This is a genomic window from Streptomyces sp. NPDC048441, from assembly GCF_043200235.1.
Lineage (GTDB): Bacteria > Actinomycetota > Actinomycetes > Streptomycetales > Streptomycetaceae > Streptomyces.
This window is the reverse complement of the sequence record NZ_JBICXM010000001.1, coordinates 718,057-740,945: the sequence shown is the minus strand read 5'-3', so window position 1 is coordinate 740,945 and position 22,889 is coordinate 718,057. Positions and strand designations below refer to the sequence as shown.

At 71.5% G+C, this 22,889-nt stretch carries 21 protein-coding genes; 12 read left to right on the top strand and 9 right to left on the bottom strand.

The features are described from left to right. Positions 1 to 31 precede the first annotated feature (31 nt). The 4 genes from ACGFSB_RS03265 to ACGFSB_RS03250 form a co-directional block, all read right to left on the bottom strand. Positions 32 to 730, bottom strand: coding sequence for a hypothetical protein (locus tag ACGFSB_RS03265; RefSeq protein ID WP_393393227.1), 699 nt, complete (start codon positions 728 to 730; stop codon positions 32 to 34). A gap of 165 nt (positions 731 to 895) precedes the next feature. Continuing rightward, on the bottom strand, positions 896 to 1,756 hold the full coding sequence (locus ACGFSB_RS03260) for an SMP-30/gluconolactonase/LRE family protein (protein WP_393393224.1): 861 nt from the start codon (positions 1,754 to 1,756) through the stop codon (positions 896 to 898). Between the two features lie 27 nt (positions 1,757 to 1,783). Next, complete coding sequence (locus tag ACGFSB_RS03255; RefSeq protein WP_393393221.1) at positions 1,784 to 3,031, bottom strand: helix-turn-helix domain-containing protein; 1,248 nt, start codon at positions 3,029 to 3,031, stop codon at positions 1,784 to 1,786. A gap of 12 nt (positions 3,032 to 3,043) precedes the next feature. Beyond that, on the bottom strand, positions 3,044 to 3,196 hold the full coding sequence (locus ACGFSB_RS03250; RefSeq protein ID WP_393393219.1) for a DUF2613 family protein: 153 nt from the start codon (positions 3,194 to 3,196) through the stop codon (positions 3,044 to 3,046). Positions 3,197 to 3,387: 191 nt separating this feature from the next. Between ACGFSB_RS03250 and ACGFSB_RS03245 the strand changes: the two genes are divergently transcribed. From ACGFSB_RS03245 to ACGFSB_RS03200, 10 genes are all read left to right on the top strand, one after another. After that, a complete protein-coding gene (locus tag ACGFSB_RS03245) occupies positions 3,388 to 4,458 on the top strand; it encodes a DUF3068 domain-containing protein (protein WP_393393216.1) in 1,071 nt (356 codons plus the stop codon). A gap of 213 nt (positions 4,459 to 4,671) precedes the next feature. After that, positions 4,672 to 5,838, top strand: a complete 1,167-nt coding sequence (locus ACGFSB_RS03240; RefSeq protein ID WP_393393214.1) for a glycosyltransferase family 4 protein — start codon at positions 4,672 to 4,674, stop codon at positions 5,836 to 5,838. Beyond that, on the top strand, positions 5,835 to 6,554 hold the full coding sequence (locus ACGFSB_RS03235; RefSeq protein ID WP_393393211.1) for a class I SAM-dependent methyltransferase: 720 nt from the start codon (positions 5,835 to 5,837) through the stop codon (positions 6,552 to 6,554). Before ACGFSB_RS03240 ends, ACGFSB_RS03235 begins: the two co-directional genes overlap by 4 nt. Beyond that, positions 6,551 to 11,110 (top strand): alpha-(1->3)-arabinofuranosyltransferase family protein, encoded by a 4,560-nt coding sequence (locus ACGFSB_RS03230; RefSeq protein ID WP_393393208.1) that lies wholly within the window; start codon positions 6,551 to 6,553, stop codon positions 11,108 to 11,110. The genes ACGFSB_RS03235 and ACGFSB_RS03230 overlap by 4 nt, the downstream gene beginning before the upstream one ends. Further along, positions 11,107 to 12,573, top strand: coding sequence for a condensation protein (locus tag ACGFSB_RS03225; RefSeq protein WP_393393206.1), 1,467 nt, complete (start codon positions 11,107 to 11,109; stop codon positions 12,571 to 12,573). Before ACGFSB_RS03230 ends, ACGFSB_RS03225 begins: the two co-directional genes overlap by 4 nt. Next, positions 12,570 to 13,322 carry a class I SAM-dependent methyltransferase gene (locus tag ACGFSB_RS03220; RefSeq protein ID WP_393393203.1) on the top strand — a complete coding sequence of 251 codons (753 nt, stop codon included), beginning with the start codon at positions 12,570 to 12,572 and terminating at the stop codon, positions 13,320 to 13,322. The genes ACGFSB_RS03225 and ACGFSB_RS03220 overlap by 4 nt, the downstream gene beginning before the upstream one ends. Before the next feature lie 16 nt (positions 13,323 to 13,338). After that, on the top strand, positions 13,339 to 14,253 hold the full coding sequence (locus ACGFSB_RS03215; RefSeq protein ID WP_393393809.1) for a hypothetical protein: 915 nt from the start codon (positions 13,339 to 13,341) through the stop codon (positions 14,251 to 14,253). Beyond that, the gene (locus ACGFSB_RS03210) at positions 14,253 to 14,480 is read left to right on the top strand and encodes a Trm112 family protein (RefSeq protein ID WP_393393200.1); all 228 of its coding nucleotides are present in this window, start codon (positions 14,253 to 14,255) and stop codon (positions 14,478 to 14,480) included. Before ACGFSB_RS03215 ends, ACGFSB_RS03210 begins: the two co-directional genes overlap by 1 nt. A 74-nt stretch (positions 14,481 to 14,554) precedes the next feature. Next, complete coding sequence (locus tag ACGFSB_RS03205) at positions 14,555 to 15,352, top strand: FkbM family methyltransferase (protein WP_393393806.1); 798 nt, start codon at positions 14,555 to 14,557, stop codon at positions 15,350 to 15,352. Beyond that, complete coding sequence (locus ACGFSB_RS03200) at positions 15,342 to 15,959, top strand: hypothetical protein (RefSeq protein WP_393393198.1); 618 nt, start codon at positions 15,342 to 15,344, stop codon at positions 15,957 to 15,959. Before ACGFSB_RS03205 ends, ACGFSB_RS03200 begins: the two co-directional genes overlap by 11 nt. On the opposite strand, the gene ACGFSB_RS03195 is transcribed toward ACGFSB_RS03200, so the two are convergent. From ACGFSB_RS03195 to ACGFSB_RS03180, 4 genes are all read right to left on the bottom strand, one after another. Continuing rightward, on the bottom strand, positions 15,878 to 17,095 hold the full coding sequence (locus ACGFSB_RS03195) for a Cmx/CmrA family chloramphenicol efflux MFS transporter (RefSeq protein WP_393393195.1): 1,218 nt from the start codon (positions 17,093 to 17,095) through the stop codon (positions 15,878 to 15,880). The genes ACGFSB_RS03200 and ACGFSB_RS03195 overlap by 82 nt on opposite strands. A gap of 230 nt (positions 17,096 to 17,325) precedes the next feature. Next, positions 17,326 to 18,231 carry a RimK family alpha-L-glutamate ligase gene (locus tag ACGFSB_RS03190; RefSeq protein WP_393393192.1) on the bottom strand — a complete coding sequence of 302 codons (906 nt, stop codon included), beginning with the start codon at positions 18,229 to 18,231 and terminating at the stop codon, positions 17,326 to 17,328. A gap of 23 nt (positions 18,232 to 18,254) precedes the next feature. Next, positions 18,255 to 18,959 carry a response regulator gene (locus ACGFSB_RS03185; protein WP_393393190.1) on the bottom strand — a complete coding sequence of 235 codons (705 nt, stop codon included), beginning with the start codon at positions 18,957 to 18,959 and terminating at the stop codon, positions 18,255 to 18,257. Further along, positions 18,956 to 20,170 (bottom strand): sensor histidine kinase, encoded by a 1,215-nt coding sequence (locus ACGFSB_RS03180; RefSeq protein WP_393393187.1) that lies wholly within the window; start codon positions 20,168 to 20,170, stop codon positions 18,956 to 18,958. Before ACGFSB_RS03180 ends, ACGFSB_RS03185 begins: the two co-directional genes overlap by 4 nt. Before the next feature lie 132 nt (positions 20,171 to 20,302). Between ACGFSB_RS03180 and ACGFSB_RS03175 the strand changes: the two genes are divergently transcribed. After that, on the top strand, positions 20,303 to 21,217 hold the full coding sequence (locus ACGFSB_RS03175) for an ATP-binding cassette domain-containing protein (RefSeq protein ID WP_393393184.1): 915 nt from the start codon (positions 20,303 to 20,305) through the stop codon (positions 21,215 to 21,217). Then, entirely contained in the window at positions 21,214 to 22,056 is an 843-nt protein-coding gene (locus ACGFSB_RS03170; RefSeq protein ID WP_393393181.1) for an ABC transporter permease, read from the top strand. Before ACGFSB_RS03175 ends, ACGFSB_RS03170 begins: the two co-directional genes overlap by 4 nt. A 16-nt stretch (positions 22,057 to 22,072) precedes the next feature. On the opposite strand, the gene ACGFSB_RS03165 is transcribed toward ACGFSB_RS03170, so the two are convergent. Continuing rightward, on the bottom strand, positions 22,073 to 22,807 hold the full coding sequence (locus ACGFSB_RS03165) for an HAD family hydrolase (RefSeq protein ID WP_393393179.1): 735 nt from the start codon (positions 22,805 to 22,807) through the stop codon (positions 22,073 to 22,075). Positions 22,808 to 22,889: the final 82 nt, after the last annotated feature.

The following is a 22,889-nucleotide window of genomic DNA, read 5'->3' as shown; positions in this document are numbered from 1 at the left end:
TCCCTGGGCGAACCGCCAGGGCCCTAGGGCCCTAGGTGCACCACCACAGGAAGCGGTCACACGTGGGGGACGGCTCCGGCTCAGGCCTCGGATCCGGCTGCTGCGAGCTCGGCGGGGGCGTGGGGCGCGTGGTCCTGGGGGCGTCCGGAGTGTCCGGAGCGGAGGACGCGGCCGGGGGCGCCGAATCGGACGCGTCGCCGTCGGTGCCGCCCGTCTCGCCGTCCCGTGCGTCACGTGCGTCCTTGGCATCCTTCGCCTTCTTGGCCGCCTTGGACGCCTCGGCCGCCTTGTCCGTCGCGGACGCCGATGGCGCGGCCGATGTTGCCGCCGTGGACTCGGATCCCGCCTCCGTGGCGCCGTCCGGGGCCGCCGGCTTCCGTGACTCCGGACGTTCGCTCGCGTCCCCGTCCGGCGCGGACGCCGCCGACGGGTCGTCCGAGGGCCCCTCGGTCCCGAGCTCGGCCAGGCTCAGGCCACCGGCCGCGAGCGCGAGCCCGGCGGTGATCAGCAGGATCTTGCGGCGCCTGCGGCGGTGCGCCCGGCGTCCGCGCTCCCGGCGGCGGCCCCGGGTGCGCGGTGCTTCGTCGTCGTACGCGTGCTCGGCGCTTTCCGGCTCGTGCTGCGCGGCGACCGCCTTCGCGTACTCACGGCAGGCTTCGGCCGGGGTTCCGCACCCCGGGCAGGCCAGGGCACCGTTGAGGTGCCTGTGGCACGGGTGGCAGTAGTCCATGAGGCCTGGAGGCTAAGTGAGCCGCGGGGGACAGAGGAAGCCGCTGCCGTGAATGTTGTGTGCGGAATCGAATGTTCCAGCGACACCCGTATCGGCTACGCGCATCGGCTGCCCGCATCAGACCCGCGTCAGACCCGCACCAGACCCGCACCAGACCCGCATCAGCTACCCGGCGAACGCCGCCTGCTCCACGCCCTGCCCCACGCCCGGCAGCACGAGCACCGATCCGGACAAAGGGTGCGGCGCCTCAAGTCCCGTACGGGCGGAGGTGATGTAGAGGTCACGCAGCCCCGCGCCGCCGAACGCGCACGCGGTGGGGCGGGTCACCGGGAGCTCGATCACCCGGTCCAGGTCGCCGGACGGGGTGTAACGGCAGATGGCGGCGCCGTCCCACAGAGCCACCCAGATACAGCCGTCGGCGTCGACGGTGAGGCCGTCCGGGTATCCGGCCGCGGCCTCGATCGTGATCAACGGATGCCTGGAGCGCGGGAGTTGATCGTCGCGCAGTTCCACCACGTCGATGCACCGGGTCGGGGTGTCGATGTAGTACATGAGCCGTCCGTCCGGGCTCCAGCCGATGCCGTTGCTGACGGAGATACGGGAGAGCACATCGGTCGAGGTGCCGTCGCCGGTGATCCGGATCAGGTTGCCGCCGCCCTTCCCCTCGTCGTAGCGCATACTGCCCGCCCAGAGCGCGCCGTCGGGGGCGACCGCCGCGTCGTTTCCACGGCGGCCCGGTACGACCTCGTGGTGCAGCCAGCGGAACGCGCCGCCGTCCGCCATGGAGTCGTAGAGGCCCACGCCGTCCCTGAGATTGACCACGAGGCCGCTGCCCGCGCGCGGCTTCGCGGCGCCGACGTGCTGCTCGGTGGCCAGGACCGAGCGGTGCCCGGTCGACGGGTCGTACGTGTGGACGCGTGAGTTCAGGATGTCGACCCAGATGAGCCGCTGAGCGTCGGAGTCCCAGGTGGGGCCCTCGCCCAGAGCTGCCTGCGCGTGCACCGCCACGTCCACCGCTATGTCCATGGCGGCAGGCTACCCGCACGCCCCCGCTCAGCCCACCCTCCCCAGCTCACCCCGCAACCGCCTCGCCCTGAGGACCAGTTCCAGTTCGAAGCGGCGGTCCGGATCGTCGACCTCGTCGCCCCACAGTTCCCTGATCTGGCGGAGGCGGTAGCGAACCGTCTGCGGGTGCACCCCCAGGCGGGCCGCCACCTCCGGTGCGCCGCCCCGCGTCTCCAGCCAGGCCAGCAGCGTCTCGGCAAGGCGGCGGCCGTGCGCGGGTCCGCAGTGCGCGAGCGGGGCGAGGCAGCGGCGGGCCAAGTCCTCGATGAGCTCCTCGGGTTGGAGCAGGACCAGGGCCTCGGTGTGCTGCGTGCAGTGCAGGACCTCGCCGGAGGGCAGCAGGCCGCGTTCCATCAGGCGCACCGCCACCTCCGCCCAGCGCAGCGACTTCGCGGCGTCGGCGAGCGGTACGGGCGGACCGATCGCGCCGGACCAGCCCGCCATGGCGCGCCGCAGCAGCTCGGGGCGGCCCGCGGCGTCCGGGTCGGGGACGACCATGCGGGGCTGTTCGGTCTCCATGTCGAGCAGGACGCCCTGTCCGACGGCGGGCGCCACGGCTTCCCTCGCGGGGCGGAGCAGCACGCCGACGGCGACCCGTTCGGGCAGTTGCCAGCCGACGCGGGCGGCCCGTTCGTCGAGTGCGCTGCCGGAGGCGGACCCCGGCGCGGGGTCCCCGCGCCGCTCGGAGAGCAGCAGTTCCATCAACTTCCGCTGGAGGCGCAGCCGTTCGCCCTCCTGCCGGGCCGCCGCCTCGGCGTATCCGCGTACGGACTGGTCGACGAGGCCGTCCAGATACTCGAAGCCCGATTCGGCGAGTTCGTACATCGCGGGTGGCGGGATCTCCATCTGCTGGCCGATCTCGGCCAGACGCCGCCAGGCCAGGCGTACGCCGAGGCGGTAGATCGCCTGGAGCGAGTCGAGGCTGCGGCCGTGCAGGCCCTCGCCCCTGCCGAACTCCTGGAAGACCTCGAGCGGGTAGCACGGCCGTCCCTCGGCGGACGCGATCTGCTGGACGAACCCCTCCAGGGCACGGCGGATGCCGATGAGTGCCATGGGCTCGCCCGAGTCGTCGAGGACCACGGGCAGGCCGGGGTACTCGACGCGGATCTCCCGCAGGATGTCCTGGGCGAGTGCGGGCACTTCATCGAGGGCGAGCGCGGCGAACTGCCGTACCAGCAGGGGCGGTACGTCCAGCCACGCCGACCTGACGGACAGCGAACCCTGGCTCTCGGTCACGGGGACGGCCACTCACTGTCCCCGAGGGGCAGTCTCGTAGTGCACAAGGGGCGTATTGGGCTGGTCCGGTGTCGCGTTCAGGACAGCGACGATGCCGAAGGCGGCGGCCACGGCGAGAACCGCGCCGGCTACGACGGTCAGACCTGCGGCGAGCAATCGGTGCATGTCAGGGTCAGCCTCTCTGCTGGAGGTCGTACCCACCCTGGTCGCGCTGATGTCGATCGCACAGTCCATTACCGGCCCCGCCCGGCAAGTGCACAGTCTCATCAACGCATTGACACTTCGTCAAGGGTCCGCCTAGCGTCACGGCCCCATACGGCTCGGTAACACTTCTCACCCGCCCCCAGGAGTGCCGGATGCGCCGCACAGCCTCGCCCCTCTCGCTGATCCTCCTCGGACTCGGCGCTTTCATGCTCGTCCTGGCGCCGATGCTCGCGTGGTACGTCGAGCCACGCGCGAAACGCACGCCCGTCGACATCGACACCATCACTGTCTTCAAAGGCAAAGGCAGCTATTTCGACACCGAGAAGATCAAGACGGTGCACGACAAGAACCTCACGGTCACGCGTCAGGTGCGCGGTGACGTGGCCGACAGCACCAAGGAACACGCTGTGTGGGACGTGGTCACGTCCATCGATCCGGACAAGTCCCTGCCGGCGTCGGACCCGCACGATTCGCTCCAGTTCACGACGGAGCGCTGGGTCACCGACCGCGAGACGAACAAGCCGGTGCACTGCTGCGACGAGAAGCCGTACTTCGAGGGCGAGGCCTACCTCAAGTTCCCCTTCGACGTGCAGAAACGCTCCTACACCTGGTGGGACAACACCCTGGGCGCGACCGTCCCGCTGACCTTCCGCGGCACGAAGAAGATCCAGGGGTACGAGGGCTACCGCTTCACCGCCGAGGTGAAGGCCGCGAAGACCGGGACGCGTCTGGTGCCGGGCCGCCTGGTGGGCCAGCCCAAGCGCAGCAACGTACTGGCCGAGGAGTGGTACGCCAACCACGGCGTCGAGTTCGTCGCCGACAAGCGGACGGGCCGGATCATCTACGCCGCCACCGGCCCCCGCAAGACGCTGCGCGCACCCGGCTCGGACAAGGACGCGACGGTGCTCCTCGACAGCGAGCGCATCGCGTTCACCCCGAAGACGCAGAAGGCACAGGTCAAGCTCGCCGACGACGACAGCAGCCGGCTGAAGCTGGTGGGCGAGACGCTGCCCTTGGGGGTGGGTGTGCTGGGTGTGGTCCTCGCGATCGCGGGGGGCGTACTCGTCGTACGCGGACGCAGGTCGGACAGTGGGGCGGACGGGCGCGGTGGATCCGACGGGCTCGATGGGCCCGGTGGGTCCGATGGGCCGGGCACGGCGGCGGAGCCGAACGGTCCGCATACCGATACGTCCCCAACCCCCCTGCAACCCACCACGATGTGATGAGACGTCAGCTGTTGAAACCCCCAAAATTGTCACTTCGGTGAGTAGCCGCGTCGAACGGGGCGGCGAACACTGACCACCCCACCCACGCACAGTCCCCGCACCACCTGAGCACGGCCCCCGCACAGACTCAGCACGGCACCCCCGCAAGCGAACCCGAACCGGATCCACCCCCCACGGTAGTTCCGCACCCTGAGACGAGTTGGAGCACGCATGCCCCAGCACGTGCCATCTCCGCTGCGCGCCGCCACCCCTCGGGTCGCGCAACGGCTTCCGGCGCCTCCCCCACAGCCGCGCCGGATCGTTTTCCTAGCCCGCCGCGACCTCGGCAATCCGGCCGCCGGCGGGTCCGAACTGCTCGTCGACCGGCTGGCCGACGGCCTGAGCAAGCTCGGCCATCAGGTCACCCTGCTGTGCGGGGGCCCGGCCGCCTTCCGCGACTACCGCGTCGTATCGGCGGGCGGCGACCTCGGGCACTATCTGCGCTCGCGCTCCGCCTTCACCCGGCAGGTCGGCGACTGCGATCTGCTGGTCGAGGTCTGCAACGGGATGCCGTACCTGGCGCCGTTGTGGCATCGCGGACCCACGCTGTGCCTGGTCAACCACGTCCACACCGATCTGTGGGGGATGCGCTTCCAAGGAGCGCTCGCCCCCGCGGCCCGGCTCGGCCGAAGACTCGAACACTGGTCGCTCTCCGGCGCCCAGCGCGGCAATCTCCTGGTGGCCGTCTCGCCGTCGACGGCCGGCGCACTGCGGGCGATAGGCGTCGAGCGTGAGCGAATACGCATAGTCCACAACGGAGTCGAGGAGCCAGGGCCGCTCCATCCCCGCTCGGACGAGCCGCTGTTCCTGGCGATGGGCCGGCTCGTCGAGTACAAGCGCATCGATCTGCTGCTCCGGCTCTGGGAGCGCGTCAGACCCGTCACCGGCGGACGCCTCGTGATCGTCGGCGACGGGCCCGAGCGGGAGCGGCTTCAGCAACAAGCGGGTCCTGGCGTCGAGTTCAAGGGTCACGTCTCCGAGGCGGAGAAGCACCGGCTGCTCTGTGAGGCGTGGATGCTGCTCCATCCCTCGGCCGTGGAGGGCTGGGGCCTGGTCATCACCGAGGCGGCGACCCGTTCCACCCCCGCGATCGGCTTCGACGTGCCGGGCGTACGCGACTCCATCGAGGACGGTGTGACGGGGCTGCTCGCCCGGGGTGAGAGCTCCTTCGCCGCCGCCTGGTGCACGTTGGCGCTGAGCGCCGAGCGCAGGCAGACCTTCGGCAAAGCCGCCGGTGAACGGGCCACCAGCTTCCGGTGGGCCAATTCCGTACGGGAGTTTCAAGCGGTGGCCTCCGAGGCGATCGCCACACACAAGTCATCCCAGGGGTCCGCGTGAAGGACCCGTCCCTGCGCCGTTCCCTCACCCTCTTCCGGGCCTTTCTGCGCGAGCAGCAGGAGCCGGAGCGGTGTTACACCCTGCTCGCCCGTGATGCCGCCGACCAGGTCGAGGCGTACGGCCTTGTCAGGGACCGCGTCGTCGTCGATGTCGGCGGCGGTGGTGGGTATTTCACCGAGGAGTTCCGTCGGCGCGGCGCGCAGAGTTTCCTCTTCGAGCCGGACCCGGCCGAGCTGGGCGCCAAACCGCCGGAGGGTTCCGTCGTCGCCGACGGATACCTGTTGCCCCTCGGCGACGGCGTGGCCGATGTGACCTTCTCCTCCAACGTCCTCGAGCACGTGGACGATCCGCAGACGTTCCTCAGCGAGATGGTGCGGGTGACGAAGCCCGGCGGCCTGATCTACGTCTCCTTCACCAACTGGTACTCGCCGTGGGGCGGCCACGAGTGGGCGCCCTGGCACTACTTGGGCGGCGAGCGGGCCCGCGCCCGCTATGAACGGCGTACCGGCAAAGCAGCCAAACACACGCTCGGCGAGAACCTCTTCGCCCACCACATCGGCCCGACCCTGCGCCAGGTGCGGGCGCGGGACGATGTGTCCGTCGTGTCCGCACGGTCCCGCTACTGGCCGTTCCTGGCCGGTGGCATCACCAAAGTGCCGGGTGTACGCGAGTTCGCCACCTGGAATCTCCTCCTCATCCTCAGGCGGTGTCCATGACCACGGTCCAGGCCCCACCCCCGGCGGCAGTCCGGCCCACGGCTGACGCCCCCGAACCCGGAAGGGGGCCGCGTTCACGGCGCTGGCTGCTCGGGTTCTGGGCCGTGGTGTTCGTCCTGTTCCTCGCCGTGAAGCCGGGGCGGATGACGTTCGACACCAAGCTGGGTGTCGCCGTCGACCCCTGGCAGTTCCTCTCCGACCTGGGCCAGCTGTGGCACGACCGGGGCGGGTTCGGCGGGATCCAGGACCAGTACGTCGGCTATACGTTCCCGATGCTGCCGTTCTACGGTCTCGCGAAGGCCGTCCAGCTACCGGTGTGGTTCGCGGAGCGGCTCTGGCTCTCGCTGATCGTGGCGACCGCGTTCTGGGGTGCGCTGCGGCTCGCCGAGCGGCTGCGGATCGGCAGCAACGGGAGCCGTCTTCTCGGCGCGGTGGCATACGCGTTGTGGCCGACGTTCACGATCGTCGTCGGTTCCACGTCGGCCGCCGCACTGCCCGGCGCTCTCCTGCCGTGGGTGCTGCTCCCGCTGACGAACGACCGCATCAGCGCACGCTCCGCCGCCCTGCGGTCCGCGCTCGTCATCCCGTTCATGGGCGGCGTGAACGCGGCGGCCACCCTTGCGTCGCTCCTTCCGGTGGGCCTGTACCTCCTCTCCCGGCCGAACGGACCACGCAAACGGAAGCTGATCACCTGGTGGGTGCCCGGCGTCGTCCTCGCCACCGCCTGGTGGGTGGTGCCGCTGCTCATGCTGGGCATCTACGGCGAGAACTTCCTTCCCTACGTGGAGAATTCGGCCACCACGACCGGCACGATGTCGGCCACGGAGACGCTGCGCGGCGCCGGTAACTGGGTCGCGTATCTGCACTTCGGCGACGCGTGGCTGCCCGCGGGCTGGACGGTCGCGACGTCCGTGCTCGTCGTGGTCTGCTCGGCGCTCGCCGCCGCCCTCGGCCTCGCGGGGCTCGCCCGGCGTGATCTGCCCGAGCGGCGCTGGCTCGTCCTGACCGTGCTCTCGGTCGCCCTGATCACCCTCGCCGGGTACGGCGGTTCGTTCGGCGCGCCCTTCCACGAGACGGTGCAGTCCTGGCTGAACGGCGGGCTCGTACCCTTCCGCAACATCTACAAGTTCCAGACGGGCCTCGCGCTCGCGCTTGTCCTCGGCCTCATGCATCTCGTGGGTGTCGCGGCCCAGGCGCGCGGCGCGCGGCCTGTGCGGGGGCGGCGCTATGCCCCGCTGATAGCGGCCGTCCTCGTGCTGCCGGGGCTCGCTCTCCCCTACCTGAACGGCTCGATCCTCCAGCCGGGCTCCTTCCAGAAGCTCCCCAACTACTGGGAGGCGACGGGCGACTGGCTGAAGAAGTACTCCCCCGACTCCCGCGCCCTCGTCGTCCCCGCCACCGCGCACGGCATCTACACCTGGGGCTCGCCCATCGACCAGCCGCTCGACGTGCTAGCCGAGTCCCGCTGGGCCCAGCGGGACTACGTGCCGTTCGGCACGCCCGGCAACCGGCGCGCGATGGACGCGGTGGAGCAGGCGCTCTCGACGGGCGGCGAAGTCCCGGGTCTGAGCGACTACTTGTCGCGAGCGGGCATGCACTACGTCGTCGTACGCAATGACCTCGACCCCGACCAGATCGGCAACGTACCGACCGCGACGGTCAAGCGGACCCTTGAGGAGTCGGGCTTCAAGCGGGTCACCGGCTTCGGTCCGACCGAGACCGGCGGGAAGATCCCCGACGACACGCCCCTCCAGGTCGAGGGCCTGTACCCGCGCGAGCGGGCGGTGGAGATCTACGCTCCCGCGGCGGGCGCCGAGCGGCCGGGCCAGGCGGGGATCAAGCCGGTCTCGAACACGGCCGTGGTGAGCGGCGGACCCGAGTCGCTGCTCCAGCTGTCCGCCGACAAGTCGATGCGGGACCGCCCCTCCGTCCTGACGGGTGACAACCACCCCGGCGTCGGAACTCCCGGTCTCCAGGCGGTCGGTGACGGTCTGCGCCGGGCCGACACACGCTTCGGCCTGGTCAACTCCAACACCTCCTATACGTACACACCCGGCGAACGCAACGCGAGCGGCGCCCTCCAGGACGCGGGCAAGAAGCCGCACCAGATCCTCCCCACCAAGGGCATCGAGCACCAGACGACGGCTCAGCTGCGCGGCGCGAAGTCCGTGACGGCGTCGAGCTACGGCAACTGGCTCTTCCACCTGCCGCAGTACGACCCCGTGAACGCCTTCGACGGCAACCCGGCCACCTCGTGGGCCGAGGGCAGCCCCGGAAAGCCCAAGGGTGCGTGGATCAAGGCGGAGTTCAGGTCCAAGGAGTCGATCCCCTCCTCGATCAAGGTCATCCCGCTGCCGCAGGAGGGTGTGCGGGCCGCGCCGACGAAGGTGCGGGTGGAGACGGAGCAGGGCAGCCGGACGAGTTCCCTCCAGCCCAATGGCATGAGGCAGCGCATCAAGGCTCCCGCGGGCGAGTCCGACTGGCTGAAGATCACCATCCTGGACGCGCAGATGGGCCACGCGGGCCTGACGGGCGCCGGGTTCTCGGAGATCACCGTTCCTGGCGTACGGGTGACGAAGCTGCTCCAGCTGCCCAAGGACACCGGGTCGTCCGCCAGGGAGCCCGATGCGGGCGCCGACGCGACGACGTACTCGATGCACCGTTCATCCGACCCGAGCGCGCTCGCCCCGGTGAACGCCGAGGCGGGCCTCCACCGTCGCTTCAACACTCCGGCCGAGGGCGATTACGAGGTCAGTGCGAGCGCGGTCGCCATGCCGGGCTCCGAGCTCGACAAGCTGCTCTACAAGGTGGCCCCGGAGCAGAAGGACCAGATCGTCGCGACCGCCGACTCCACGTCGAAGCTCGGCGGCAGTCTCTCGCCCCGCAATCTGACGGACGGCGATCTGACGACGGGCTGGATCGCCGGGGACAGCCCGGTGATCCACCTGAAGTGGAAGGGCAAGCAGCCGATCGACGAGATCGTCCTGCCGGCGGCGGGCGGGCTCTCGACGCGCCCCGAGAAGATCGAGATCAGCTCACCGGACGGCGCGGCGATCGCCGGTGTCGACGAGAACGGCAACTCGCACTTCGCGCCGATCACCACGGACGAGCTGACCATCACGGTCACGCAGACGGCGCCGATCTCGGTCCACAACCCGGTCGCGGACGAGGACTTGAAGCTGCCGGTGGGCCTGACCGAGGTCTACATCCCGGCCCTCGACAAGTACCGCACGCCGCAGCCCGAGGCATCGCAGACCTTTGAACTCGCCTGCGGGGAAGGCCCGGACCTTGCCGTCGACGGCAAGCTGCACGCGACGAGCGCGAAGGGTTCCGTGCGGGACCTGGTCGAGCGGCGCCCCATCAAGGTGACGCTCTGCTCGCGCGGCTCGGAGAACACGAACGTGTCGCTCGGCTCCGGCGAGCACACCGTCGAGGCCGGGGACGCGGGTCCGCTCACCCTCATGGACGTCTCGCTGACGCAGGGGACGCCGGGCGCGATCGACCGGGACTCCCGGTCCCTGAGCATCAAGGACTGGCTCGGCGACCGGCGTGAACTGTCGGTGGGCGCGGGCGCTGCCTCGTACCTCTCGACGTACGAGAACATCAACGACGGCTGGAAGGCGACGCTCAACGGCAAGGAGCTTTCGTCCGTACGCCTCGACGGCTGGCAGCAGGGCTTCCTCGTCCCGAAGGGCGAGGGCGGCACGGTCAAGCTGTCGTACGAGCCTTCGCGCCTCTACGAGATCGGGCTCATCGGCGGTGGCGTCGGCGTCCTCGCCCTGATCGCCCTGGTCCTGATCAGGCGCCGTGACCCGAACCCCGACGGCCCTGACGTGGCACCGCCCGCGCCGGGGGTCATCCTGGGCACGGTGGCGCTGACGCTGGTGGCCGCGGTGATCGCGGGCTGGTTCGCGCTGATCGTCCCCGCGCTCGCCGTGGTGGCCTGGCGCCGTCACGCACTGCTCGTGCCGCTCGCCTTCGTGGCGATGGCGGGGGCGGGGATCGCGGCGGCCGTGGGAGCGGGCGAGCCGATCGCCTCGGACGAGGGGGCGTTCGGGCCCACGGCCCAACTCCTGGCGGTCATCGCGCTGTTCGCGGCGCTGGTGAGTGTGCGGGAGCCTTTGGGGGCGGCGCCGGAGCCGGGGTCGGTGGATCCGGATTCCGGTGGAGGCACTTTCGGTGGCGACGCTTCTGGTGGCGGCCCTTCCGGTGGCTACACCGCGGCGCCGCTCGGGCCGCCTCCGCAGGCGGCTCCTCCGACCGCTCCACCCGCTGCCTCACCCTCCGCCCCGCCACTGGGCCCGGACAGGGACCTGGGCACGCAGCCGCTGCTGCCGCGGCGCAAGCGCGGGGAGAGCGGGCCCGGAGCGGACGCCGGGGGCACCCCGCCGGCCACCAGCTCGACCATCTCCGCCAGGGGCCCCGCCGCCGCCCAGCCGGAACCGGCACCGCCGGGCACGCGGACCACGCGCTTCAGGCGGCGCAGGCCAAGGGCGACGGACGGGCTCGCGGGAGCAGGGGCGCCGTCCGCCCCCGGGGAGGACACGGACCGATGACCGCACTCGATCACCCGGCACGTCACGCGGACGGACCCGAACGGCCACCGGAGCGCGTGCCGTTCCCCGTCGTCGACGAGGTCTCCCGGCACTGCCTCCAGGAGGAGGAGCCGGAGACGGTCCACATCGAGGTCCACCTGCCGGGCACCCCCGACCCGGCCCGCCTGAAGGCCGCGTTCACCGAGGCCCTGCGCCGCCACCCGCGCATCCTGATGCGGGAGGCGCGGGGGCCTTGGTACCGCCGCCGCTACGAGTGGGAACTGACGGCGGAACCGGACGTAGAGGTGGTGACGTTCCCCGCACCGGAACGGGATGCCCTGAAGAAGGCCCGCATCCGCTCCCTCTCCCAGGCCCCACCGCTGTCGGCCTCGCCGCCGATACGGCTTGAGGTGATCGCCTCCGGCGGGGGTGACAGTGCCGCCTCCGGCGGGGACAGCGATTCCGTGGAAACGTCCGCCCCCGTCGGTGACACCGCCCCGGCGGGGACGGACACCCCGGCCGGCCCAGGACAACCCGCCAGCAGCAGCGTCCTCTTCCTCACCATCAACCACACCGCCCTGGACGGCCCCGCCTGCCTCCGGGTCCTCGCCACCGCCGCAGAGCTGTACGGGGAGCAGGACAACTCCCCCGCCGCGCCCCCTCTGCGTACGCCATCGTCGACCGCACCCGAGAGCACGGAGCCGGTCAGCGACGCGCCCTCCAGCTGGGCTCCCCCCGCCCGCGTCTCCCGCGGCACCCCCGAGCCCTCCCCCGGCAACGGAATGCTCGTCGCCGAGCTGCCCGTGCCGCGACGGCCCAGGGGGGCACCGTTCACCGTGAACGATCAGCTCATGGTGGCTACCGCACTGATGATCACGCACTGGAACCGGGAGCACGGGGCGCGGCCGAGGCCGTTCCGGATCACCATGCCCGTGGACGACCGGCCCCGCGATATGGACATGCCCATCGGGAACGGCACCCGGCTCGTCGAAGTTCCTTTCAGCGCCGCCGAGTTGACCTCCGAGGAGTGGGGCCCCGAGGACATCGGCCTACTCCTGCGCCGCACCTCCGAACGCACCCGCGCACTCAAGGCACTCCCCCGGCCCCAACTCGGGCGCGGGGCAGCGATGCTGACCTCACCCGTCCTGCCCGTCACCCTCAGAGCCGCCCTCACACGCGGCCTGCGCAGAGCCGCCGCGCCCTGGACCTCCACCACGCTGCTCAGCAACATCGGGCGCGTTCCGTACTCCCTCGACTTCGGTGACGCCGGACGCGCGCACGCCGTCTGGTTCTCCGCGCCCGCCCGGCTGCCCCGCGGCCTGACCGTGACCACGGCGTCCACCGCGGGCCGTCTGCACGTCGCCCTGCGTTGGTCGAAGACCCTGCTCAGCAGCGGCGACGGAGCCCATCTGCGCGACCTCTTCGAGCACTACCTCCACGCCACTGAGCACACGGAACACACGGAGGAGGGGACAAAGCCATGACCAGCACCAGCACCAGTGCAAGCACCCGCACCGCGCCCCGTGACCTGCGCGACTTCTACGAGGACCCCTCCGTCCCCGTCGCGTCCGGCGACGCGCGCAGCCTCCGCCAGGCCCGGATGCTCGCCGCCGCCATCGGCCCCGCCACCACCCGCACCTCCGTCGTCCTGGACATCGGCTGCGGCGACGGCACCGCCGCCGCGGCCGCCGCCCCGTTCCTGGCGGGTCATCGCGTCATCGGCGTCGACTGGTCCCAGGACGCCCTGAAGCGGGCCCACTCACATCTGTCGTACGTCGTACGCGGTGAACTCACCGACGGCGGGCTCCCGTTCGCCGACGGCTCCGCCGATGCCGTCCTCTTCAGCGAGGTCATCGAGCATCTGGTCGACCCCGACAGCGCTCTGGACGAACTGCGGAGAGTTCTCAGGCCGGGCGGCCATCTGATGCTGTCCACGCCCAACCTCGCCGCCTGGTACAACCGCGGGCTGCTGCTCGCGGGGGTGCAGCCCGTCTTCTCCGAGGTCAGTCTGCGCGGCATTCACGGTCGGCCGGGGAGCGAGGTCGTGGGGCATCTGCGGCTTTACACCGCCCGCGCGCTGCGGGAGTTCGTCGCGGCCTCCGGTTTCGAGGTGGTGCGGGTGGCAGGGGCCCCCTTCCACGGCGTACCGCGTCCGCTGCGCGCCCTGGACAGGATCGCCTGCGCCGTGCCGAGCGCCTCGTCGATCCTGCTGCTGCACGCCAAAAGGACGTAACGCCATGTGGTGGGGTGTGACCGCCGCCCTACTGGCGAACGTCCTCTACAGCACCGGGTTCGTTTTGGAGAAACGGGCCCTGACCGCGATGCCCGCCGTCAGCGTGCGCAATCCGGTACGGCTGCTCAGGCAGGTCATCACAAGCCCCCTGTGGATCGGCGGATCGCTCTCGCTCGCCGCCGGTTTCGGCGCGCAGCTCGCCGTCTACAGGACGCTGCCGATCGCCGCCGCGCAGGGCATCTTCGTCTCCGGCCTCGTGCTCCTCCTTCTCCTCTCCTCCGTGCTGCTCGGGGAGCAGACATCGGGGCGCGAGCGGTACGCCGTCGGGGCGATCCTCCTCGCGCTGCTCATGGTCGTCCTCTCCCTCAGCGAGGACGCGGACACGGTGAGCCGCAGTGCGCCCGTGCCGCTCGTCCTCACGGTCTGCCTGCCCTCGCTCGCGGCGGGGGTCTGGCTGTACGGATCGGCCGAGCGCCGCGCGAAGCACCGGCACCGGCTTCCGACGGCGGGCGTCGAGTACGGGGTCGCCGTCGGGCTCCTCTACGGAGTCAGCTCCCTCGCCATCAAGGGCGTATCCAGCTATCTGACCACGCGGGGACTCGGCGCCGCGCTGCTCGACCTGCTGCGTTCCCCGTACCCGTATCTCCTGCTGTTCACCGGCGCGTTCGGCCTCGTCATGTCGCAGGCGGCGCTGCAACGCTGCCGGGCCTCGCTCATCGTCCCGGTGTGCACGACGGTCACTTCCCTGTTCACCGCGGTACTCGGAACCCTCGCGTTCGGCGAGCCGCTGCCCGACCAACCACTGCGGCTCGCCCTGCGCATCGCGGGCACGGCGCTCGCGGTGTCCGTCCTGCTGGTGATGCCCAAGCACGACGCGCCACCAGCCCCACCACCTCAACCGACGCCATCGACAAAGGAGTTGACGAGCTGATGAACCCCGAAGACCCACTCCTGAAGATCCTCGCCTGCCCGCTGGACAAGGGGCCGCTGCATCTTCTCGAACCCGACGAGCCCCTCGTACCGGAAGAGGTCCTCTACAACCCGCGCCTGCGCCGCCGTTACCCGATCATCGACGGCATACCGCAGCTCCTCCCCTCATCGGGCGAGCAGATATCGGAGGACGAGCACGAGCAGCTCCTGAAGCGGATCTCTCCGTGACGGGGCCCGGAAGGCCGACCGCAAGGCCCACCGCGAAGGACACCTCGAAGCCCACCGCGAAGTCCCACAAAACCGTGGCTGCCCGGCTCGCCCCGCACCTCCCCGCCCGGCTCGTCGGCGCCCTGGCCCGCCTCGTCTACCCCCGCTTCGAACCGGAGCTCGGGCGCCTCTCCGACCTCTGCCCGCGCGGCTGCGCCACGGCGGTGGACGTCGGCGGCTGGTACGGCCCGTGGTCGCGCCGCCTCGCCTCGCGTGCGCGCAGCGTGGTGACCGTGGAGCCAGTCCCGCATCTGGCCCGGCTCCTGGAGACCTCCACGCCCGGCAACGTCCGCGTGATCCAGGCCGCAGCCAGCGACCACCCCGGCACGGCCCGCCTCTGGCTGCCGCGGGGCGACCGCGGGGACCGCGGCGTCTCCTCCCTCATCCGCAGGGACATCCACGCCACGGCGGTCGACGTACCCTGCCTCACGCTGGACGGACTCGGCCTGCGTGACGTCGACTTCATCAAGATCGACGTGGACGGCAACGAACTCCCGGTCCTGCACGGCGCCCGCGATCTCCTGACCCGCGACCGTCCCGCCCTCTTCATCGAGCTGGAGTCCCGCATCCAGCCGATCGCCCCGATCGTCGAGCTGCTCACCCGGCACCACGGCTACCAGGGCTGGGTGCTCCCCCACGACACCTGGCTCCCGCTCGACGGCTTCGACCTGGAGGCACACCAGGAGGACACGTCGTACGTCGTGTCGCAGGGGCTGCTGCGCAGAGTGCTCACGCCGCGCCGACCTCGGTACGTCAACTCGGTCCTGTTCCTTCCCGGCGGGCGCCGCCCGGGAGCCGCCGCGGTGCGCGACCATGGAGTACATGCCCGCTAGCTCCGCCTCCGCGCCCAGGCCGTCCGGCCCGTTCACTCCCCTCGACTTCCAGCTGGTCCTGTTGCGTCGCATGGCCGACCACAACCCGGACCTGGTGGAGGCGGCCCGCCACGAGCTCGGCGTCTCCATCGCGGACATGCGCGAGGCCAACCGCCGCTGGCAGGCGATGAGCCGCGGCGCCCGCTCGCGCGGCGCTGCATCCCGCTACCGCTCGATCCTCGGCGCCCCCGAAGCCACCGTGACCCGCCGCATCGGCGACCTGGAGTGCGAGGCCCTGCTGTGGCCGGTGCCGCTCTGGCCGACCCTGCGCTTCGAGGTGCTGCGCGCCCCGAACGGCGCGGTGTGGAACGAGTGGCTGATCCGCACCCCGGGCGCTCCGGGTCCGGCGCTGTCCACCCTGGACGACCTCACCCCCTGGTCGTGCACGGTCGACGAGGCCGCCCGCGCGTTCGCCCCGGCCCGGCCGATGGAGGGCACGGCCCCCACGCGCTGGCGGCTCGCTTTCACCGCCCCGGACGGGTCGGGTCAACCGCGGCGCTGCGTCGCGGAGTTCACCTGGGGGCTGCTCCAGCGGCTCTCGTACCCGGACTCCCCCGCCGGGGGCTGACGCCTGCTGAGCGCCACCGCTCCGACCACGAGGGCCAGCGCCACGAGCAGCGCGCTGACCCACAGCGGCGCCCGGTAGCCGAGCCCCGCCGAGATGGCGAGACCGCCGCATACGGGACCGACAGCGGCCCCCACGTTCAGCGCGGCCGTGGCGAAGCCGCCCGCGAGGGTGGGGGCGCCGGTAGCCGCGTACAGCGTCCGGGCGATCAGCGCGGAGCCGACGCCGAACGACAGCGCGCCCTGGACGAGGACGAGTACGACGGCCGCCACCGGACTCCCGGCGGTCAGCGCGAACAGCACCCACCCGGCGAGCAGCGCCACCGCACCGCCGAGGAGGAAGGGACCCGGCCGCGCGTCCGCGAACCGCCCGGCGGCCGTGACGCCGACGAACGACCCCACGCCGAAGAGCGCGAGCAGCGCAGGTACCCAACTCTCCGAGAAACCACTGACGTTGGTGATCAGCGGCGCGAGATAGGTGAACGTACAGAAGGTCGCGCCGTTCACCAGCGCTCCCAGGAGCAGTGTTACCAGGAGGCGCGGCTCGCGCAGCGACAGCAGCTCCCCGCGAGCGCCCGCCCCCGTGCTGTCGGGCACACCGGCGGGCACGGACCGCAGGATCGCGAAGACCGCGGGCACGGAGACGAGCGCCACCGCCCAGAAGGCGGACCGCCACCCCCAGTGCTGCCCGAGCAGAGCACCGCCGGGAACGCCCGCGATACAGGCGAGCGTGACGCCCCCGAGCAGCGCCGATGTGGCCCGCCCCTTGGCGTTCGGCCCGACCATGCCGGTGGCGGTGACGAGCGCTACCGCGAGGAATCCCGCATTGGCGAGCGCACCGACCACGCGGGTCGCGAGCAGCACGGCGAAGCTGCTGGTCAGCGCGCCGATGACGTGGACGAGCAGGAAGGTCACGAGGAAGCCGAGAAGCGCGGTCCTGCGGGGCCAGCGACGGCTGAGGACCGCCATCAGCGGCGCGCCGACGACCATCCCCACGGCGAAGGCCGAGGTCAGGGCTCCTGCGGTGGACAGGGATACGTTCAGGTCGGCGGCGATGTCCGGGCCGAGGCCGGAGAGCATGAACTCGGATGTGCCTTGCGCGAAGACGGCGAGACCGAGCATGTAGATGGCAAAGGGCATGACGAAGCTCCGCAGGGGCGGGTGGCCACTGGCCGGGAAAAGGGAAGGTCGGTCCGCGCCCCGAAGGGGCGCGGGGCTGTGACATCTGCGGCTCCGCCGCGTGGGCGCGCTCAGCGACGACGCACTCGCAGCTGGCCACCGGACATGCCGGGCCGGTGGCTAGAGTCTGTCGGACTCGGGACTGGACATGGCGGCAGGCTATGCAGGCCCAGGCCGGCAAGTCCACCCGATTACTCGGCGGCGGCCAGGATCTCCTCGGTCACAGCGGACAGGGCCCCCGCGTCCATACCGAGAAAGAGATTCGGCTCAACCAGCTCGAGCTCCATCACGCACGGCGCGAAGCCTCCCGCGTCATCAACCAGGTCCACGCGCGCGTAAAGCAGCTCGGGCGAACCCGGAACAGCGGCCAGCGCCCGCTCGGCCACGTCGAGTTCAGCTGGGGTCGGCTGCCACGGCCGGAGGTCCGGATGCGGCATCCTCTCGTCGTCGTACGCCGCTCCGGGCGCAAGCACCGCGCCCTTCTTGACGGCGTGCAGGAACCGTCCGCCGACGAAGACGAGCGCACGTTCACCGGTCTCGTCGATACGCGGCATATAGGGCTGGACCATCGCGGTCAGCCCTTCGCCGTGCAACCGCTCGATGTGCCGTACGGCGTCGTCGTACGCGCCCTTCTCGTACCGGGCGGCGAGGCGCGCACCCGCCCCCGCCGCGGGCTTGACGACGAACTCGCCGTCGTCCGGGAGCTCCGCGGGGCCGACGGGGTCGCCCGGCGCCAGATAGCGGGTCGGAATGACCGGCACCCCGGCCGCCGCCAGCTCCCCCAGATACCGCTTGTCGGTGTTCCAGCGCACCACGGACGCCGGATTGGCCAGGATCGTGAGCCGCGCGACCCGGCCCGCCCACGCCACGAATTCGGCGAGCCGCTCGCTGTAGTCCCAGGCGGACCGGATGACGACCAGGTCGAAGCCTTCCCAGTCGACCCGCGGGTCGTCCCAGGACACAGTGGCGACTTCGGCGCCCGCCGCACCGAGCGAGCGCGCCAGCTCGGGGAGATCGCGGTCCATGCCGGTATCCAGCTGGACCCGGCTCGTGACCAGGGCGATCGTGGGGCGGTCGGGTGACACGGAGGCCTCCATGGTTCGATGATCCGCCCCGCAGGCTAACAACTTTTCGACGTGCTCCCGACAAGGCCCGTCTCGTACGCGATGATCACCAGCTGCACACGGTCCCGCGCGTCCAGTTTGGCGAGCAGGCGGGTGAGATAGGTCTTGGCGGTGGCGACGCTGATGGAGAGTTCGGCGGCGATCTCCGTGTTGGAGAGTCCGCTGCCTACGAGGGTCAGCACCTCGCGCTCGCGGTCGGTGATGCCGGTGATCTCGCCCCGCGGGCGGGATTCGGGCTTCGGGCGGCCCGCGAACTCCTTGATGAGCCTGCGGGTGACGCTGGGGGCGATCAGGCCGTCCCCGGCCGCCACCACGCGGATCGCGGCGAGGATGTCGTCCAGGGCCATGTCCTTGACCAGGAACCCTGCCGCGCCGACACGCAGCGCGCCGTAGACGTGATCGTCGTCGTCGAAGGTGGTCAGGACGATGACATGGGTGCTCCTGCTCGGGCCTTCGGTGATCAGACGGGTGGCCTCGATGCCGTCCATGCCGGGCATACGGATGTCCATCACCACGACGTCCGGGCAGAGTTCGGCGGCCAGCCTGACGGCTTCCGTGCCGGTGCCCGCCTCGCCCGCGACCTCGATGTCGGGGGCCTCGGTGATGACCATGCGCAGCGCGGCGCGGACGAGGGGCTGGTCGTCGACGAGTACGACACGGAAGGGCGCCGGGGCCGGAGTCGGGTGGCTCTGCCCGCTCATCGGACGCCCGCCGGTACGGGAAGCCGCGCCGCGACCCGGAAGCCGCCGTCGGGGCGTGGCGCGGCGGAGAACTCGCCGTGCAGCAGGCCGACCCGCTCACTCATGCCGAGGAGGCCGTAGCCGCTGCCGGGGGCGCTGCCGTGGCCCCGTCCGCCGTCGATCACTTCGATGGACAGCTCGTCGGCGGCCCGGCAGTCGACGGACACCTTGCACGATGCGGTGCTCGCATGACGTACGACATTGGTCACGGCCTCCTGGATGATGCGGTAGGCGGACATGTCGATCTCCGGTGGCAGTGACCGGAGTTCGCCGAGCCACCGCACGTCGACGCGGACACCGGCGGCGGTCGTCGCCTCGGCGAGGCGGTCGACGGCGGCGAGGCCGGGGGCGGGTTCGGGTTCGGGTTCGGGTTCGGGTTCGGGTTCCGCGGCGCGCAGCGCGCCGAGCATCCGGCGCAAGCCGGAGAGCGTCTCGCGCCCGGTGCTCTCGATGGCAGTCAACGCCTCACGCGCGCCGGCGGGTTGGGTGTCGATGACCCGGCGTGCGGCGCCCGCCTGGAGGGCGATGACGCCGATGCTGTGCGCGACCATGTCGTGCAACTCCCTCGCAATACGCAGCCGTTCAGCGATGACCGCCTGGGCAGCCGCCTGGGAGCGGAGATTCTCCGCGTACACGCGGGCCTGGTGCACGGAATTTCCGACGAGCCAGGCGACGGCGGCGACCAGCGCGATGTACGGCTCCGACGCGGTTCCGTCGTCCCGCCCGAAGCCGAGCAGTTCCCGTGGGAACCAGAGGGCGAACAACGCGCCGAAGGCCAGGGCGCTCGCGATCAGCGAGGTCCGCCGGGAGTTCCGGGCCGTGATGAAGCCGAGTGCGGCCGTCACCGGCAGGTAGACCATCGGCACCGTCTCCGTCTGGTGCCACGCCGCCATCGAGGCACCCGTGCCCACGACGAGCAGGGCCATCGCGGCCGGCGGACGGCGGCTCAGCAGGGCACAGCCCGCGAGGGCCAGGGCGGTGGCGAGCAGCAGGAGCAGCTGGGCCGCGGGCCCGTCCATGCCGTGCCGCGGATAGGAGTAGGAAATCTCCCGCCTCGGCGGCATCAGGACGTACGACACGAGGGGGTAGGCCGTCACGGCACACCACGTCACTGCCGTCCAGAAGCCCAGAGGTATGCGCTTGAGCAGCGGAAGGCGCGGGGTGGCGGACATGTGCCGATCGTAACGACGCGGGCCCGGCGGGTCATCGGACCCTGGGTGTACACCCAGGGTCGACATCCGCCCACGCGATTGCCGTCGGCGGTCCGACGACAGAGGGGGGCGCGTCCCGGCACCGTGGACCGGGTGATCGAAGTCAACGAACTGACCAAGAGGTACGGCGACAAGACTGCCGTCAAGAACCTGAGTTTCACCGTGCGCCCCGGACACGTCACGGGGTTCCTCGGCCCGAACGGCGCGGGCAAGAGCACCACGCTGCGGCTGCTGCTCGGCCTGAACGAACCCACGGGCGGTTCGGTCACCATCGACGGCAGCCCCTTCCGGGACCGCCCGCGCGGCCTGCGCCACGTCGGCGCGCTCCTGGACGCGGGGGATGTGCACGGCGGCCGCCGTGCCGCCGCCCATCTGCACGCCCTGGCCCGCGGCAACCGCATCCCGCGGGCGCGGGTCGACGAGGTGCTGCGCGAGGTGGGCCTCGCGGGTGCGGCACGGCGGCGCATCGGCGGCTTCTCCCTCGGCATGAGGCAACGCCTCGGGATCGCCACCGCGCTCCTCGGCGACCCGCCGGTCCTGCTCTTCGACGAGCCCCTCAACGGCCTTGATCCGGAAGGCGTGAAGTGGGTGCGCGGCCTCTTCCGGCGCCTTGCCGCCGATGGCCGCACGGTCTTCGTCTCCAGCCACCTCATGTCCGAGATGGAGAACACGGTCGACCAACTCGTCGTCATCGGCCGGGGCGAGCTGATCGCGGCGGAGAGCCTCGCCGCATTCGCGGCGCGGGGCACGCGGCTGAGCGTGACGGTGCGTACGCCGGATGCCCTGAAGCTGACGGACGTACTGAACGCCGAGGGCGCGGTGCTCGAGGCGGACGGCGAGGCACTCACCGTGACCGGCGTACCGGCGCCCCGCATCGGCGAACTCGCGCTCCAGCACCGGGTGTTGCTGCACGAACTGACGACCCGCACCGCCTCCCTGGAGGAGGCCTTCATGGAACTCACCGCGGACAGCGTCGAATACCTGGCAGGAGAACCCCAACCCCGATGATTCCTACGACGACGTCCACGCCCCCCGTGGTCACGGAACCCCGCGCCCGCTTCCGCGACCTCATCGCCGCCGAGTGGATCAAACTCTGGTCGCTGCGCTCGACGGCCTGGGTCTTCGTGCTCAGCACTCTGTCGGTCCTCGCCTTCAACGGAGGCACCGCCTACGACACGTACCGCTACTGGTCGGAGCGGAACGGCTCCGACCGGGCCGACTTCATCCGGGACGGCATCCCGCTCCAGGAGGCCTTCACCTCGAACGGCGCGCTCGTCTACATGCTCACCGTTGGCGCCCTCGGCGCGCTCCCGGTCGTCGGCGAGTACAGCACCGGCCTGATCCGCACGACGTTCACGGCGGTCCCGGACCGCCGCGCCGTGCTGGCCGCCAAGGCGACAGTGATCGCCGCGGTGACGACGGTGTTCGGCGCGGCGGTCAGCGCGGCCTCCTTCGCCCTCACACAGGCGATCCTGTCCGGCCGCGGCGCGGGGATCGGGATCTCGCACCCCGGCGCCCTGCGCGCGGTCGTGGCATCGGCGCTCCTCGCTCCGGTCTGCGCGCTCGCGGGCATGGCGCTCGGCACGCTGATCCGGCACAGCGCCACCACGATGGCCGCCCTCTTCGTGTCGCTCATCCTGCTCCCCGCCGTCGTCACCGACGGCCGCCGCTGGTCGGCGATCCTCTCCCACGCCCTCCCCCTCAAGGCCTGGGCCCGCCTGGCCCAGCCGTCCGGCGCCCCGACCCACTACCCATGGACGGCCACCGGGGCCTGGACGGTCTACGGCGTATGGGCCCTGGCGACGGCGGTGATCGCGGTGACGGCGGCGCGACGCCGCGATCAGTGAGGCCCGTCGGCAGGAATCAGTGGGGCCCGTCAACGAGCCGGAGCACGGCCCCGAGCCCCCGCACCGTCCCCGGCGCCGCTCCTCCCGGCAGCACATAGGACCGCAGGCCCGCTCCCGCGGCCCCGCCGTCCTTGGCGGGATGGTCGCCGACCATCAGGGTGTCCGCGGGGGCCACGCCCAGTTCCGCGCACGCGTGGGCGAAGAGCCGCGGGTCGGGCTTCTCCGTGTCGTGTTCGTACGAGTGGACCCAGCTGCCGAAGCAGTGGTCGAGGCCGTGCCGGGCGAACGTCGGCCGCAGGTCCCAGCCGACGTCGCTGACCACCCCGAGCGGGATGCCGCGCGACGCAAGCCCGGCCAGGGTGCGCTCGGCGTCCGCGTACGGCAACCAGTGCTCCGGGGAACGGAGTTGCTCGTAGAGGACGTCCGCGAAGGGGGCCAGCGCGGGCGCGGAGGCGTACCAGGTCGTGAACGCGTGGCGGTGGGCCTTGGACGAGACGTCGCGTGCGTGCTGGGCCCCGACCACGGCGGGGTCCGAGAGGCCCGCCTCCAGTGCGGTGAGGATGGCGTCCATCGTGGGCTCGTCCACCGGGTCCGGCAGCGCGGCGCGGATGCGGTCCTCGTACGGCTGGATCTGGAACAGCGTCCCGGAGAAGTCGAAGAGCACCGCTCGCGGTGGCGTCACCGGAGCGGGGGTGACCGTGCGGATCGGGCCCTCGGGGCCGGAGACGGGCGGGAGCTGGGGAGTTGGCATGTGATCTCCCTATCGGCCGCTCCGTAAAGCCGCGATGAAGATCGACCCGCACGCGGCGCCTCGCGGGGGCGCGAGGCGCCGG